Genomic DNA, 15,947 nt, shown 5'->3' on the forward strand with positions numbered 1-15,947 from the left:
ATAAAATCATAATGTAATATGGTATACCAACTACATATATAGAATCAATTGTAAAATATAGTGCGTATTTTTATAAGTACAGAAAGATAGGCAAATGAAAAAATATGACTGATTTACGATTGTTATAGAAAGCTTTAGGCTATATCAGAATAAAAATATTTTTTTTTTATATCAGTAGATGAGTAATATATTGTAATTTGGAAGTGTCCCATCTGACACTTCTAAAAATATACATAATGGGGGAAATTCAATGGGAGAATGGAAAAGAACCAACTGTAACATGTGCGTACAGGCTTGCGGATTGGAAGTGCAAACCGAAAACAACATGATTGTGAATGTCAGACCGGATCCGAAAAGTCCTCGAAGCCAAAACTATTGTTGCAGAAAAGGTCGCTCTATCAAAAATTATCAGCATCATACTGACAGACTGAACTATCCACTCAAGCGCGTAGGTAATGAGTTCGTAAAAATATCCTGGGAACAGGCGCTTAAAGAAATTGGAGAGAAATTGAACCAGACACTTAATGAGTATGGTCCACGTGCTATCGGCACTGTGGGGTGTTCATTGCCTGCAGCTCAGGCGAACTACGCAATGGCAGAGACTTTTAGGAAATTGGTAGGAACCCAGAATCAGTTCACAGCGATAGGTGCTGAATTTATGGGACCATGGTGGAGTTACGGCAAGATACTCGGTGGCCAGTTCAATTTTGCTGACCCTGATGAAGCACGAAATGAGGTCCTTATACTGTGGGGAACAAACACTTATGTTACACATCAGATTGCACGGGCAAGGACTATCGTTCGCGAATTCTCTGAGGATCCCGAAAAGATGCTCATCTTAGTTGATCCCCGCCTTTCGGAGACAGCCAGAATGGCAGATATGCATGTTGCTCCGCGCCTTGGCTCGGACGCTTTGCTTATTCGTGCGATGATAGCTCTTATCCTTCGGGAGGGCTGGCAGCATCAGGACTACTTGGATGAACATGCTCTGGATTTCGACAAGATTAAGCCGTGGTTTACAAATGTTGATATAGAGGAATCTTGCCGCATATGTCAGATCCCGTATGAAGAGGTAAAAAAATTATGTAGAATTTTAACAACCCGTAAATGGGGACTGCATATGGATTTAGGTATATCAATGGGACGTCACAATACGCTGTCGCCTTACCTACTTATCGTTATGATGAGTGTCTGCGGAGTGCTCTGTGTTCCCGGTGGCTGCGTCGTGCAAGAAATAATGTTCGACCAAGGTCTTGGTACTGACGATCATGACCAAACGGTATGGAGAACATTAGAGTCGAATTATGCGCCAGTCAAAGGATCTTTTCCTGTGGGTTGCCTACCAGAGGAGATTTTGAGCGATAATCCGAAACATTTGCGTTCACTGGTTGTGGCGATGAGTAATCCAATACGTTCCTACCCAGATACAAACTTGATGGAAAAAGCTCTTAACAATCTTGATCTTTTAGTTGTTATGGAAACTTGCATGAGTGAAACAGCAAGGATTGCGGATTACATTCTGCCTGAGACTACCGCATATGAAGGCTATGATTTCTGCGCTTTCCAATATAGCTGGCCTAAGACTATCTGCCACTTAAAGCACCCGGTACTGAAACCAGAAGGAGAGCGCCTGGAGGGTGGCGAGATATGGATGAGAATGGCCGATGCCATGGGTCTTATCCCCAAAATTCCGGAGAGTCTCTACAATGCGGCAAAAGATGCTGTGGCTACCGGAGACCGCATAAAGTATTTAAAAAAGCTTATGTTGTTTGTTGTCAGGAAGAAATTGTCCGCCGATGTTCTGCCGATGATTATCGCTAAAACCCTGGGCAAAGCAATGGGATCCGTAGCCTGTTCTTTGACGTGGGCAGCCACGATAACTTCTCCCTTGGCTGGTACCGGCCAGATCGAGCGTGCAAGCCACAAACCAAAAAATACTCACAGGATAATGCAGGTAATACCAAAGCTTAAAGATATTTGCCTGTTGGATGCTGTTTTTCAAGAAATTATGGATCACCCTGAGGGGATAGTATTCGGTATTGCCGATAATGAAAACTTCCACAGAATTGCGCATTCCGACGGAAAGATACATTTGTTTAATGAAGATATTAATGAATATATTAAGAGAATTACACCTGAAAAGGAAGATATGGCACTTACGACCAAAGTAGAGTTCCCGCTTGTACTGAGCTCCGGCAGGCACACAGACGCTGGAGTCAACAACGTAATGAGAAACCCCAGAACAAATAAATATCGTAATCCCTGTGTAATTGCAATGAATCCCGAAGACGGAGCAGAGCTTGGTATAAAGGATGGCCAGAAGGTTAGGATAACAACTCAATCTGGTTCAGTAGAAATAGAAACGGAATTTACTTATCAGACATGTAAAGGCTATATTCTCGTTCCTCATCATTTTGGCTTAGAATTTAATGGAAAAAAATATGGCATTTCTGCAAACACCCTGCTACCTGCAAAGCATATGGATGAGATGACAGGGGACCCAATAGCACGGTATGTGCCGTGCCGAGTAGAAGCAATATTAGGAGGTAGCGAATCGTGAATACAAAATATAAAGTAACATTGAGCGGCGATGTTGTCAATAAAGAATGCTTTGAAGTGCCGACGAACACCTTACTACGGGATATCATCTTTGGACTGGGCGGCGGTGTAGTAAACGGACGCAAGCTCAAAGCTGTTCAAGTCGGAGGAAGTTCGTGCAGTTTTTTAACGCCTGATCAGCTTAATACTCCTGTTGACCTCGAATCCATGAGAGCAATCGGCGGTGCACTTGGTTCAGCCGCGGTACTCGTCATCGACGACAGACATAATATGGTTGATATATTGGTGGGTATTACTCATTTTTTCAAACATAAATCCTGCGGTAAATGTGTTGCGTGCCGTGAAGGGACGCTCAGAGTGGCGCAGTTGACAGAAAAGATAGCTGACGCAAAAGGTACAGAGAAAGATATGCAACAAATCCGCGATCTGTCTGAGTATATGGGTAAGACATGCTTCTGCCCGCTGGGACAAGGAGCCACAACAGCAATAATCAGTGCAATGAATTTATTCCCAGATGATTTTAGTGTTAGCCTAAGCACTCAGGAGGTATGATAAAATGGAATTTGTGAATGTAACAATCAATGACAAGCTGTTGTCAGTTCCCAAGGGAATCACCATTCTGGCTGCAGCGGTATCAGGTGGTATCAGAATTCCAACCCTCTGCACCATAAAAATGCTCAATCCCAGAGCGAACTGCGGTATATGCGTGGTCGAAGTTGAGGGTGGCAGAACCTACAAACCTGCCTGCGTTACGAGAGTGTCCGAAGGTATGGTAGTCAGGACTGATACTCCAGCACTCCGCAAGAGCAGAAAGACAACGCTCGAACTTCTTCTATCCCGTCATGCTGTAGATTGCCACCACTGCTTGAGAATTGGTAGCAGTAAATGCGAAGATTTGGATCCGAAGTTTTGCGAGATGTGCTTCTTCTGTGACTGTGTACGAGACGGATTCTGTGAGCTACAGACATTGGCACGTGAGTACAAGGTAGATGCCTTGCCATATGAGATGGAGCCATACAAGTATGAAATTGATAGTTCCACAGGCTCTATAGTACGTAACCCCAACAAATGTATCAAATGCAGACGCTGCTCAGATATCTGCAATTCAGTGCAGACAGTACATGCCTTGAACGTTATTAACCGTGGATCTGAAATTATGGTTACTACAGAAGGTCAAAAAAGACATGCTGACAGTTCATGCGTTCAGTGCGGAAGATGCGTGCAGTCATGCCCGACAGGTGCGTTGTTTTTTAAGGAACATATTGACGCACTTCTGTACAACACACACAATTATGACATTACTACGATTGCCCAGATTTCTTCAGGCGTTTTGGAAGAGCTTTCCACTTTATTTAAATTTGGCTCCTCTGAGCTGGATATTCGAATTGTAGCTGCAGGACTACGCAAAATTGGAGTCGACTATGTTTTAACAGATGATTTCGCTTCAGCGAAAGCTATAAATGCAGCCGCATCGGCACTGGCCGATAAAATTAAACGTGACAAGAAGAGCCCTATTATCATTACAGATAGCTATGCGGCGGCTAAGTTCATGAAGCATAATTTTGCCGATTTTTCAGAGCTTTTACTTAATTATGCATCACCTCAGCAAGAGTTCGGAAAATATGCGAAGACAGTTTTCGCGGCTGAAAAGCAGCTTGTAACTAAAAATATCCGCACGATCTCAATTGTTTCAGATAACGAAAACGCAGCAGAAGCAGTGGAAAACGGAAGTGTTGATTTCGTTGTCAACGCCAGAGAGCTATACCGTATATTCCTGAGAACAGGCGTTAATCCAAAGAGGATTCATCCGTCTGAGCTTGATAGTTTTGGATCGATTGAAAACTCTTATGTGCAGTTCGGAAAGCTGTTCGCCCCTGTTACCTGGGAAGTCGGCAACAATACCGAAAAATTAGATCTGTATATTGGTAACACCAACGTTAAAGCAGCAGTTGCAAAAAATCTTGGGCAGGTTCGTGAACTACTGACAGAAGTCAAAAACGGCATTTCACCTTACAATGTTGTCAGGATAAATGCCTAATTGCCTTCAACAGAGTTTGACAACTTTGGCTCAGTAGCTGTTACAGATTCCCAGCTGAAAAAGTACTGGCCTCAACCGCTCGGGAAAACTGCAGCAATATAGAAGAAATTGAACTGTCAATGGGTGACATGGCTATTTACCCTACAAAATCATCATAATTATTGATTAAAATGATTATGAACTTTGAGCTACATTCAGCGCCAATGTGCCACTGGGAAAGGCCGTAATGCGCGTAGTCCCCTAGATTAGCACCTAAAGAGTGGCAATCAATCGATCAGCAAGTAGAATATCCATTATACTAGGAGGGATAGGTATGGACACGACGAAAATTGCAGCCGCTATTCTTGCTGGAGGACAGAGTCGCCGCATGGGTACCGATAAAAGAAAGCTGCCTCTGGGAGGAAAGACCCTTCAAGAGCTGGCAGCGGAAAAACTTTCCCTTTTTTCTGAACGATATTTCTCGGTTGCTGATGATATTGACCAACCTCTACCAGGCTTTGTAAATATTCTGGATCAGGCAACCGAATGTGGGCCATTATCTGGAATGGTGTCTGTAATGGAAAAAACAGAGGCGGAGTGGGTAATTTTTATTCCATGCGACATGCCGATGGTGCCACAAAAGCTTTTAGAGTTTATTTTGAGCTATCGCAGTATGGAAAACGATGCTCTGATCCTGACTGGAAATGGAAGGGCTTTTCCTGTGTTATCGGCTTTCAGGCGTGCAGCAGCACTGCCTATCATGCGAAAGGCCATCCAAGAGAAGCGTCTTACACTTTTTCGATTGATAGAGAAAGAACTTCTGCCGCTATATATACCCGCAGAAAGGTTTCCAGGCTTTAAACCAATAATGCTTCAAAACATAAATACACCAGAGGACTACAATCATATTCTTTCAGCCTCAGACCTGATATGGCGCCAGTGTACAAAGTTCTCAAACAGGTAGTATGGAGCACCACCTTCTATCTACTATAAGCAAGGAGATTAGATAAATCAATGAAAAAAGAATACAAAAAGTCGCCTATAATTACCTTTGTCGCAAATTCCGGAACCGGAAAGACTACAATTCTCGAAAAATTGATTCCCCTTTTAAAAGAACGAGGATTGATTATTGCTGTAATTAAACACGATGCCCATCGGTTTGAGATCGATTATCCCGGCAAGGACAGCTATCGCTTTGCACAGTCCGGTGCTGATGTAGTGGCTATTTCCTCGGCTGAGAAGGTTGCGTTCATCGAAAAACGCCGTCAGGAATTGACAATTGAGGAAGTGATTGACCGTTTGCCTCCAGTGGATTTGATCTTAACCGAGGGATATAAGAAAAGTGCATATCCGAAAATCGAGATTCACCGCCGCGCAGTTAGCTCATCTACGCTTCTTTGCAGGCCAGAGGAGTGCTTAGCTGTTATGACTGACGAGATACTTGATATTTCAATTCCTTGCTTTTCTTTAGATGATATTGACTTACTCGCTGAACTGATTTACGAGTACACTATGAATTATATAGCTGAGGAATGATGTTACGATTAACTAACAACAAAATTGTTATAGAAAACAAAACAATATGAATATTTTCTCCGAGTCCGGCGCGCTAAAAGCAATCATGCGGTCCGGTCCGAAACCAAATCAATTCGGTTAGGTTTCTAGGTGACGGTGGAAACGCCGGTGCCTTCCATCTTTGAAAAGGAGAGCTACTATTCTGGAATTTAATACTCCCGAAGTCTGTTGTTCTGGAACGCTCTGTCCTTTCAAAGCGGAGGAGAGTTTTTTAGGAGGTATTACAATATATGAAACATAATTTAGATTTTGAGTATGGCCGAGATCTTTTAATCAATCTGTGCACCACTCTTCCTACCGAGGAGATTTCCATTTCTGAGTCGGTTGACCGGGTGCTAGCCGAGGATATTAGGGCTGTTACAGATGTTCCCCCTTTTGACCGTTCACCATATGATGGCTATGCTTTTTTTGCGTCAGATACTACTTATGCTTCCCAAGATAGGCCAGTAACTTTGCGTATTTTAGAAGAGGTTGCAGCTGGGAGCGTTCCTACGCAGTCGGTTGTGGAGGGGACGGCTATAAAAATCTTGACTGGCGCACCTGTACCGATAGGTGCTGATGCCATCGTGAAATATGAGGATACTAATTTTAGTAAAGACGAAGTAACTTTATATGGCTCAGTTTCAGTGGGGTCTAACATAGTGCCAGCTGGAGAAGATGTTAAGGCAGGAGATCTACTGGCTGAAAAGGGGACGGTTATTGATCCCTCCTTAGTGGGAGTACTAGCCGCACAGGGAATTTTAACGCCATTGGTTTATCGTCAACCAATGATTGGAATCCTTTCAACGGGCAACGAGCTATTAAACGCCGAAGATGCACCTTCTTTAGGTAAAATCCATGACATAAACCGCTATGCATTGGAGGCTGCGTGCCTGCATGCGGGAGCTTTACCTGTCTTTTTAGGATGCGCAAAGGATATAGAGGAAGACATTCGATTCGTAATAGAAAAGGGACTCGATTCCTGTGATATGATCATCAGTACCGGGGGTGTTTGTGTTGGAGACTATGACAGAACGCCAGCCGCTCTCGAACTTTTGGGAGCTGAAATTATGGTACGTGATTTGTTTCTAAAGCCTGGCGGTGCCTGCATTTATGCTCGCAAGGGTGGAAAGATGATTTGTTGTCTGTCTGGAAATACAGCATCTTCTATGACAAACTTTTATGCAGTTACCATACCTCTTATTCGTAAGCTTTCGGGTCGTTCACGTACTGTCTCTGTCACTACATATATCACACTTGCGAATGACTTTCCAAAAAGAAGTCCTAAAACTCGATTACTAAGAGGAAAATTGGAACTTGATAGTGGACAGATTAGGATGCGAATACCGGAGAACCAGAAAAATGGAGTTCTTCATTCTATGATTGGTTGTAATGTACTAGCTGTTGTACCTGCTGGTTCTCAAGCTTTGGCAAAGGGAACTGTCCTAAAAGCCTATTTAATAGATTAGAGCATCGGAGGTGTTCCTTATGAAAAAAATTGCTGTTGAACAATCGGTGGGGAAAATATTATGCCATGACATTACTGCTGTGAGAGATGGGTTTAAAGGTCGTGCATTCGCCAGAGGTCATGTAATTAAGCAAGAGGACATTCCCAACCTTTTAGACATGGGGAAAAAATATATTTTTATTTGGGAGGATCAGGAGAACGAAATTCATGAGGATGATGCTGCGCTGAGACTCGCTTCTATGGCTCCGGTCAAAGGAACTTTTTATTCTGGACCATATGAAGGGAAAATGACCCTTACAGCGGCTGTCAAAGGGCAGTTTCGGGTAAACAAGACTCTGTTGAGTAAGCTCAATACGATCGGGGACATAACGATTACCACCCTGCCCGATCATTTTAGAGTTGAACCGGATATGAAGTTGGCTGGTCTGCGTATCGTACCACTCACTACTGAAAAGAAGCAGATTGAGCAGGCAGAGGTTATTTGTGCTCAAAGTCCGATTCCACTTTTTACTATAAAACCTTATCAAAAATTGAAGGTTGGAATTATCATCACCGGATCAGAGATTTTCAATGGTCGGATAAAAGATCGCTTTGAGCCACTTATTCGAAAAAAACTCAGTTATTTCGAAGCGGATATTTTGGATATTGTTATCTGTGATGATATTCCAGATATGCTTCAGTCTATAGCATCTACTTTTATTCGAAAAGACGTAGACCTTCTAATATTTACCGGAGGTATGTCAGTCGATCCGGATGATATTACGCCAACTGTTATGCGCGCAACTGGAGCAGAGGTCATCACGCATGGGGTTCCTATTCAGCCAGGCAATATGTTTATGCTGGCGTATCTTGGTAATACTGCCCTGATTGGAGTTCCAAGTGCTGCAATCCAACACTCCACAACAATTTTGGATGTGGTTTTACCACAACTTTTTACTGGAGAACGCTTTTATAAGGCAGATTTTGTGGCCATGGCTGAGGGAGGCTCTTGTCTTGGTTGCGAAATTTGTCACTATCCGATTTGTACTTTTGGGCGTTACTAAAAGAAAATAAAAAATACATGTCTATGCATAAGTCATGGACTTAAAATATAGACGAGGAGATACTGTTATGAAAGATAGATTTAGCCGTGAAATTACATATCTACGCATTTCTGTTACCGATCTATGCAATTTGCGCTGCGTCTACTGTATGCCAGAAGAGGAAGTTCCGAAACTGAGGAACTCTGATCTTTTGAGTTTCGAAGACATTGTGGAGATTGTTCAGATGGCTGCGGAGCTTGGTATTCAAAAAGTTCGGATTACTGGTGGTGAGCCGTTAACCAAACCAGGCATCGTGAATTTGTGTAGGGAAATTGCTGATGTTTCAGGTATTAATGAGGTCAGCATGACAACAAATGGCATTCTTCTTCCTACAATGGCGATGGACTTGAAAAAGGCAGGAATTTCCCGGGTTAATATCAGCCTCGATACGCTTAACCCTCAAAAATATCGTAATATAACTCGCAAGGGCCATTTTGAGGAAGTAATTAATGGTATTCGTGCTGCAGAGGACGCTGGAATGTATCCAATTAAACTAAATACGGTTTTAATTGGAGGCTACAACGATGACGAAATTGAGGATTTTGTGGAAATTACCAAAACAAAAGATATTGAGATTCGCTTTATCGAACTGATGCCCATAGGAGAAGGTGCTAATTTCCACTCTGAAGCCTTTATTACTGCTGAAACCATTTTGCAGCGGGTTCCGGAGCTTGAACCTATGTCTCATCGCGAAGGGGTAGTACGCCTCTACCGTCTGCCGAATGGAAAAGGACGTGTAGGGTTAATCAGTCCCATAAGTCAACATTTTTGCAGCAGTTGTAACAGGGTACGGCTGACAGCAGATGGAAGATTGAAACCATGCCTGCATTCCTCACAGGAAATACCTCTGAAAGGACTTAGAGGAAAAGAATTGCGGCAGGCCATCTGCCAGGCGATTTTGGAAAAGCCATTGAAACACGAACTATTATCCCCTGCTTTCCCAAGTCAAGCAGGTCGTTGTATGAATGAGATTGGAGGATAAAATCATGGAAAAATTTTCACATTTTAATATGGAAGGACATGCTCGTATGGTTGATTTTGGAGACAAGGCAGACACCCATCGCACTGCTGTTGCGAGTGGGCGTGTTCTAATGAACCCGCATACACTTGAACACGGAATTGAGATTCTGCGGGATTACGCCTCAGAATATGCAAGTATACATACTTCCAACCAGAAAAACGATAAAAGGAGTTGATAAAGATGGCAAAAGTTCTTGCGGTTTGTATCAGTGAAAATAAAGGTGAGCAAAAACATGAAGTAAAGAAGGTGTATCTTGAAAAAGATCACGGAATTATCGGCGATGCCCATGCTGGGAACTGGCACCGACAGGTCAGCCTGCTTGGCAGGGAAAGTGTCGAGCAATTGCAGGAGAAGATATCATTTCCTCTGTCAAATGGCGCTTTCGCCGAAAATATTCTGACGGAAGGCATCCTGCTTTATCAGATACCAGTTGGAACTAAGCTTCGGATAGGGCAGTCAATGTGTCAGATCACCCAAATTGGCAAGGAATGCCACAATGATTGCGCTATTCGCAAAGCTTGTGGGGACTGCGTCATGCCCCGAGAAGGCATTTTTGCTAAGGTTTTGGAGCCAGGCTGGGTTTGCCCTGGAGATTTGCTATACATTGAGGAATAGCTAGGGACTATAATATCCAATGAAAAAACGTTATGAATTACAGGTTAGGACAGCAAAAGCATATAGTAATTCTCTAAGAACTAGTTCTAAAGATTATAAAAAAAAACAAAAGTATTAAAAAAGAAGAAGAACAAATGTTTTCAGAAAAAGAAATTGATATAATCATATCGAATTGAATTAGACGATGTAATAGAAATATTAACAAAAGAGAATATTAAAGGGGGAATATTTATGGAGGAACTAATTAAGAAAAAGAAAGGTAAAACAATTAGCTTAACTGGTGTATTATCAGCAGTATTTACAACTTCAATATTGGTAATAATACTACTAGCTGTAATTGAGGGAACAATTTCTGGTGTTATACTAAAGGCAATTACTAATTCTGATAAATCGTTATCTCTCATCCTATTTTGTATAATATCAAATATAATTATAGAGATAGTACTTTTTGTTACTTTCACAGTATTTATGAAAAAAGCGGCTGATAATTTTGGAAATGTAGTTAATTCAATAAACTCTGGTGATTTGTCTGTTAGCATGAACTTAAAAGAAAATAAATTACTAAGTAGTATACAGGGGCATTTAAACTCCCTAACGGCAGAGATGCGAAAAATTATAGAAGGTACTTATAAACTCACAAAAGCTATTGTTAATGCTTCTTTTAATATGACAGATAAAGTAGATCAAGCTATGAATTCAATAACAGAAATAGAAAAAACAATTGATCAAATTGCAATAGGTGCTTCAGAACAAGTATCCGAAACTCAAAAAAGCGTTGATAAGATAGGAAAACTATCGGATCATATAGTCTTGGTTAATAATAGTTATCGTGATATTATTCAAGAAACTGATAATGTAAATCAATTAAATAAAGAAGGTCTTTGCATTGTAGAAAAATTAAGAGAAAAATCTGATGATTATAATCTCTCTTCTGAAGAAATATTTGTAGCTGTAGAAAATCTTACAGCAACTCTTGAAAGTGTTGGACTATTTGTAACGGCCATACAAAACATTGCGGATCAGACTAATCTTTTAGCATTAAACGCTGCTATTGAAGCTGCAAGAGCAGGTGATGTTGGTAAGGGATTTGCAGTGGTAGCTGATGAGATACGGAAGCTTGCGGAAGAAAGTAAAAATTCAACAGAAGAAATAAGCAGTTTGATGAACAATATTAAAAATGATTCTCAGCAAGCAATTAATGCAATGAGATCAATGCAAAATGTTTCAAAGGAGCAGCTTATAGCAGTTGACCAAACCGAAATTTCTTTTAGAAGAATTGCAGAGGCAATTGAATTAATTACATTAAAGATTAATGATACAAGTAATACAATAAGGAAAATGGAGACATTAAAGAGTGAATCTATAGCTAGTATAGAACATACAGCTAATGTATCTGAACAAACAGCAGCTTCTAGTGAAGAATTGGCTGCAAGTGTTGAAACACAGTTGAAAATCTTTGAAGAAATGTCAACATCAGCAGGAGAATTAAGTGATATAGCCAAAGATATGGATAATAGTTTAAAAAAATACAAAGTGTAAGTATTAAGTAAGTCCTTTTATGAAACATATATTATAATATCGTATTTATTAAATCTAAAAAAATAAAGATATTAAAATTCTCTAGATTAAAAAATTCTTCCTTTTTCTGTCATTTCAATAAGAAAGTTAATAACTCAACTTTCGCAGATAAAAATCGACGCGAAAGCATTTATTTTGTAAGCGTAAAAGAATCGACGCATAGCAGCAAGATAACTTAAGTGATAAAATAAACCCAACAGAAAAAATTATATTCTCTGTTGGATAAAACTTTATATAGAAATAATTATTTACTAGTTTTAACGTGCAGTTCATCTGGAATATTCTTAGACCAAGGCATAAATTTTTCTAGTATGTCACTTTTCTTAACTTCTGTATTAGAAAGCCTATCAAACAAATATACTAAATACTTTTCTACTACTAAGCCATTGGCTTTAGCCGTTTCAGTAATACTATAAAGTAATGCACTAGATTTTAAGGGGGCAAATGTTTATCTATCCGTTAATTCTTTTACGCTTACGAAACTTTAAGCTATCATATAAAGAATTCCTGTTCGTAAACCTATTAAAATTTTTAAGTTCATATGCATTACGTTAAGAGTTCCTTAAGAATAAAGATATCTATTGTAGAACCTGTTTTGTAGCATCACTTTTGTTTTGATTACAAAAATATGATGATTGGTATATAACGGTATACGTTAAAAGCATAATTACGCGTGGTATAATATATGATTATGGTATGCTAGATCTTTGAATGAAATACCCATAGACCCAATTGTAAAATATAGTGTGTGTTTTTATAAGTACAGAAAGAAGGCGAAATGAAAAAAATTGGCTGCTTGATGATTATTAATGAACAGAGGAGATGTGTTTGTGAATAAATTGGAAAAAACTAGTTGCGCTTTTTGTGGGTCACATTGTGGTCTAGAAATGGAGATCGAAAACAATCGGATAGTTAATGTGAGACCGGATCCGGACAATCCACGGACTAAGGGTTATTGCTGCCGAAAGGGAAGGAGTTCCAAATATTTTCAGAACAATACGGACCGCTTGAACTATCCGCTCAAACGAGTAGGTAAGGAATTTGTAAGGATCTCTTGGGAACAGGCATTTGCTGAAATTGCGGAAAAACTGCGCGAGATTTTGGACAAGTACGGGCCAAGGGCTGTGGGCAATGTGGGCGGCGCGGGAGCAGCAATTCAAGGTGAAGGTCCCTATGTACAGACATTTATGAAGATGGTGGGCTCTCAATATTCTTTTAGCCCGACGGGTCTTGAGTTTATGGGGCTTTTCTGGAACGTCGGCAAAATGATCGGGGATCAATCCCACTGGATTGAACCGGACGAACAACTCAATGAGGTCTTGATCATGTGGGGGTGCAACTCATATGTCTCTCATCAGACTAACAATGCAAGGAGATTCACCCGCGAAATTTGTGAAGACCCCGACCGCATGTATATTGTGGTCGACCCCCGACTTTCCGAGACAGCGCGTATGGCCGACATGCATATTGCCTTGCGTCCCGGCACAGACGCTTTGCTGATGCGTGCGATGATAACCCTTATCATACAGGAAGGATGGCAGCATCAGGAATATCTGGATAAGTGGGTCAGTGATTTCGACAAGGTAAAACCGTGGTTTACGAACTTCGACATCAAGGAAGCTTGCCGCGTTTGCGAGGTGCCGTACGAGCAAGTGCGAAAATTATGCAGGATTCTCACGACACGCAAATGGGGTGTGCATCAAGATCTCGGCATATTCATGGGCCGTCACAATACTATGAGTACAAGTCTGCTATTTAATCTGATGTGTGTTTGCGGAGTCATGTTTGTCTCGGGAGGTTCTATTGCATGGGGGGGATTTGCGTCTGTTGGTAATCACACTGATGATCAGGATCCTAAAATTTGGAGGACATTGGCAACCGGGTTTGCTCCGGTTACAGGCATTTTCCCGACAGCGGTGTTACCGGCAGAGATTATGAACGACAATCCAAACCGAATTCGTGCGTTGCTGATGTCAACGACTAATCCGGTACGCTCCTTCCCCGACTCAACAGCTCAAGGAGAAGCATATTCCAAGCTTGATCTGTTGGTTTGCAGCGATATATGCATGACGGAGACAGCGAAGTATGCACATTACGTTCTTCCCGCAATGTCTGCCTATGAGTCCTATGACTTTAGCGTTGTCCAGTGTACTTATCCGGAAATATATTGTATGTTGAAGCACCCTGTAGTTCAACCGGAGGGTGAGCGGATGGAGAGTGGGGAGATCTGGCTGAGGCTGGGCGATGCGATGGGATTTATTCCTACAATTCCAGATTCGCTGTACGAGACAGCGCGGAACAAGAGTCGCATGGAATACTTTGGGGAATTGATGGTGTATTTGCAGAATAACCCTGAATACATGCCTGCAGCGCCATTTATTATCGGGAAAACATTGGGCAAAGCCATGGGTTCTGCTCACAAAGCCATGTTTTGGGGAGCATTAATGCTTGCACCACAAAGGTTTCAGGAAGAAGTCCCTGGTGCTGGCTTTAAACCTGGATCTGCAATGATGGATGACGTTTTCCAGGCTGTGTGCGACCATCCGGAAGGTGTGCTGGCTGCCGTAGAAGAACGCGAGAACAACTTCAAATATATAGTTAATGAGGATAAAAAAATACATTTGTTCGTCGATGTTCTTGATGAATATATCAAGGACATCACACCTGAAAAAGAAGAGCAGGCGTTGATATTTCCGAAAGAGTATCCTCTTATCCTTAGCGCAGGCAGGCATACGGACGACGGACATAATGGCTTTATGCGCAATCCTGCTACCTATGAGTATCGTAATCCCTGTACGCTTGCCATCAATCCTGAAGATGGTAAAAAACTGGGGTTGAAAGATGGGCAGATGACCAGAGTCACGACGGAAGCTGGTTCGGTGGAGATCGAAGCACAGTTTACCTACCAAACAAGAAAGGGCTACGTACTTATTCCGCATCAGTTCGGTTTTGACTTTAACGGAAAAAGGTACGGTGTGGGGGTCAACACGCTGACCAGCGTCAAACATATAGATAAACTGACAGGTAACCCTATTTTGAGATATGTGCCCTGCCGAGTGGAAGCAATATAGGATGGGAACGAAACATGTAGAAGAAATATGCTGAATCGATCGACAATTTGGGAATGATCTTCATAAAATACTTATGTAATTAACAAAAATTAAATATGTATCTATATTTAAAGGGTATCTTTTTTAATTTTTTCAATTACCATATTTATGCATGAATTGGTATTGATATTTATGGTTTTTAATAAAAATGTAATCATCATATAAGTATATTTCCAGAAAGTCTTGTATCAAATTACCATTTGACTTTCTGAAAATATTTTAATGCAACAGTAGTGATATGTATTATATTAAACTTCTATATGTAGCATATTAGTTTTTAACTTGTTATGCTAGTTGATACTATCTAAACCATGTTCAACAAGTTGAGTGGAAAAATGGATCATTTCATCTTTAGTCATTTCGCATCCGGATAGAAGCCAGTTTCGCCATAAAGTCAAAATACTATGACTTAGATAAGCCGTAACCATATCTTTACGTGAAGTATCAATATCTTTACCCGCAAAAAAAATTTCTGAACATTTTTCAGTTACAATATTTTGAACTTGTTCTGCAACAAAACGATAATTTTCACAACACAATAGTCTTTGATGAAGTGGTTGATCATCTGATAATAATTTTGAAAATGCCGTCATAAATTTTTGAATATCAATAGAATTTTCATCTGAAGTTTCTTGATCCAGTATATCTATAAGGCCGTTTATAATCTCGTTCTGAAGTTCATACAGTATTTCATCTAAAGAATAATAGTGTAAATAGAATGTTTTTCGATTTATGCCAGCTATATTAGTTAAATCTTTAATCGTAATTTTAGTAAAATCCATTTCAATAATCATATTTTTAAAGGTATCCATTATTAGTTTATGAGTGCGTTTATATCGTGCATCATTTTTGTTTCTCATTAATTTTTCTCCTTTATATTAATATCTTGAAAGTTACGCCACATATGAGTTATATTTGGTAATTGATTTGAAGTCTTATAAAT

The 15,947-nt window shown here is 40.6% G+C and carries 14 protein-coding genes and 1 riboswitch; of the genes, 12 read left to right on the forward strand and 2 right to left on the reverse strand.

All coding sequences use genetic code 11. The features are described from left to right. Nucleotides 1–250: 250 nt before the first annotated feature. The 11 genes from LL038_RS16820 (at nt 251) to LL038_RS16870 (ending at nt 11,855) form a co-directional block, all read left to right on the forward strand. Nucleotides 251–2,560, forward strand: a complete 2,310-nt coding sequence (locus LL038_RS16820) for a molybdopterin-containing oxidoreductase family protein (RefSeq protein WP_216124941.1) — start codon at nt 251–253, stop codon at nt 2,558–2,560. After that, the gene (locus LL038_RS16825) at nt 2,557–3,111 is read left to right on the forward strand and encodes an NADH-ubiquinone oxidoreductase-F iron-sulfur binding region domain-containing protein (protein ID WP_216124942.1); all 555 of its coding nucleotides are present in this window, start codon (nt 2,557–2,559) and stop codon (nt 3,109–3,111) included. Before LL038_RS16820 ends, LL038_RS16825 begins: the two co-directional genes overlap by 4 nt. Nucleotides 3,112–3,115: 4 nt before the next feature. After that, complete coding sequence (locus tag LL038_RS16830) at nt 3,116–4,597, forward strand: [Fe-Fe] hydrogenase large subunit C-terminal domain-containing protein (protein WP_216124945.1); 1,482 nt, start codon at nt 3,116–3,118, stop codon at nt 4,595–4,597. Nucleotides 4,598–4,910: 313 nt separating this feature from the next. Further along, entirely contained in the window at nt 4,911–5,540 is a 630-nt protein-coding gene (locus LL038_RS16835) for a molybdenum cofactor guanylyltransferase (RefSeq protein ID WP_216124947.1), read from the forward strand. A gap of 50 nt (nt 5,541–5,590) precedes the next feature. Beyond that, a complete protein-coding gene (gene mobB, locus LL038_RS16840; RefSeq protein WP_216124949.1) occupies nt 5,591–6,112 on the forward strand; it encodes a molybdopterin-guanine dinucleotide biosynthesis protein B in 522 nt (173 codons plus the stop codon). Nucleotides 6,113–6,157: 45 nt separating this feature from the next. Then, nucleotides 6,158–6,299, forward strand: a riboswitch (molybdenum cofactor riboswitch). A gap of 82 nt (nt 6,300–6,381) precedes the next feature. Further along, nucleotides 6,382–7,599 carry a gephyrin-like molybdotransferase Glp gene (gene glp / locus LL038_RS16845; protein ID WP_216124951.1) on the forward strand — a complete coding sequence of 406 codons (1,218 nt, stop codon included), beginning with the start codon at nt 6,382–6,384 and terminating at the stop codon, nt 7,597–7,599. 19 nt (nt 7,600–7,618) lie between these two features. After that, complete coding sequence (locus LL038_RS16850) at nt 7,619–8,641, forward strand: molybdopterin-binding protein (RefSeq protein ID WP_216105727.1); 1,023 nt, start codon at nt 7,619–7,621, stop codon at nt 8,639–8,641. 67 nt (nt 8,642–8,708) lie between these two features. Beyond that, a complete protein-coding gene (gene moaA, locus LL038_RS16855) occupies nt 8,709–9,662 on the forward strand; it encodes a GTP 3',8-cyclase MoaA (RefSeq protein ID WP_216124952.1) in 954 nt (317 codons plus the stop codon). Between the two features lie 4 nt (nt 9,663–9,666). Next, a complete protein-coding gene (locus LL038_RS16860; RefSeq protein WP_216124953.1) occupies nt 9,667–9,876 on the forward strand; it encodes a cyclic pyranopterin monophosphate synthase MoaC in 210 nt (69 codons plus the stop codon). Nucleotides 9,877–9,881: 5 nt separating this feature from the next. After that, a complete protein-coding gene (locus LL038_RS16865; protein ID WP_216124954.1) occupies nt 9,882–10,316 on the forward strand; it encodes an MOSC domain-containing protein in 435 nt (144 codons plus the stop codon). Nucleotides 10,317–10,547: 231 nt separating this feature from the next. After that, nucleotides 10,548–11,855: a methyl-accepting chemotaxis protein gene (locus tag LL038_RS16870; protein WP_216124955.1), complete on the forward strand. Its 1,308-nt coding sequence runs from the start codon at nt 10,548–10,550 to the stop codon at nt 11,853–11,855. A gap of 283 nt (nt 11,856–12,138) precedes the next feature. On the opposite strand, the gene LL038_RS25740 is transcribed toward LL038_RS16870, so the two are convergent. Beyond that, entirely contained in the window at nt 12,139–12,303 is a 165-nt protein-coding gene (locus tag LL038_RS25740) for a transposase domain-containing protein (RefSeq protein ID WP_216125046.1), read from the reverse strand. Nucleotides 12,304–12,724: 421 nt separating this feature from the next. Here LL038_RS25740 and LL038_RS16875 point away from each other — a divergent pair, with 421 nt between their 5' ends. Then, complete coding sequence (locus tag LL038_RS16875) at nt 12,725–14,965, forward strand: molybdopterin-containing oxidoreductase family protein (RefSeq protein ID WP_216124956.1); 2,241 nt, start codon at nt 12,725–12,727, stop codon at nt 14,963–14,965. Nucleotides 14,966–15,294: 329 nt separating this feature from the next. Here the strand turns inward: LL038_RS16875 and LL038_RS16880 are convergent, their stop codons facing one another. Beyond that, nucleotides 15,295–15,864, reverse strand: a complete 570-nt coding sequence (locus LL038_RS16880; protein WP_216124957.1) for a TetR/AcrR family transcriptional regulator — start codon at nt 15,862–15,864, stop codon at nt 15,295–15,297. Nucleotides 15,865–15,947: the final 83 nt, after the last annotated feature.

Source organism: Clostridium estertheticum (assembly GCF_026650985.1).
Lineage (GTDB): Bacteria > Bacillota > Clostridia > Clostridiales > Clostridiaceae > Clostridium_AD > Clostridium_AD estertheticum_C.

Excerpts from the sequence above, each read along its gene's own strand:
- LL038_RS16820 (WP_216124941.1), top strand. The coding sequence starts at position 251 with ATGGGAGAATGGAAAAGAACCAACTGTAACATGTGCGTACAGGCTTGC.
- LL038_RS16830 (WP_216124945.1), top strand. The coding sequence starts at position 3,116 with ATGGAATTTGTGAATGTAACAATCAATGACAAGCTGTTGTCAGTTCCC.
- LL038_RS16835 (WP_216124947.1), top strand. The coding sequence starts at position 4,911 with ATGGACACGACGAAAATTGCAGCCGCTATTCTTGCTGGAGGACAGAGT.
- mobB (WP_216124949.1), top strand. The coding sequence starts at position 5,591 with ATGAAAAAAGAATACAAAAAGTCGCCTATAATTACCTTTGTCGCAAAT.
- glp (WP_216124951.1), top strand. The coding sequence starts at position 6,382 with ATGAAACATAATTTAGATTTTGAGTATGGCCGAGATCTTTTAATCAAT.
- LL038_RS16850 (WP_216105727.1), top strand. The coding sequence starts at position 7,619 with ATGAAAAAAATTGCTGTTGAACAATCGGTGGGGAAAATATTATGCCAT.
- moaA (WP_216124952.1), top strand. The coding sequence starts at position 8,709 with ATGAAAGATAGATTTAGCCGTGAAATTACATATCTACGCATTTCTGTT.
- LL038_RS16860 (WP_216124953.1), top strand. The coding sequence starts at position 9,667 with ATGGAAAAATTTTCACATTTTAATATGGAAGGACATGCTCGTATGGTT.
- LL038_RS16865 (WP_216124954.1), top strand. The coding sequence starts at position 9,882 with ATGGCAAAAGTTCTTGCGGTTTGTATCAGTGAAAATAAAGGTGAGCAA.
- LL038_RS16870 (WP_216124955.1), top strand. The coding sequence starts at position 10,548 with ATGGAGGAACTAATTAAGAAAAAGAAAGGTAAAACAATTAGCTTAACT.
- LL038_RS16880 (WP_216124957.1), bottom strand. The coding sequence starts at position 15,864 with ATGAGAAACAAAAATGATGCACGATATAAACGCACTCATAAACTAATA.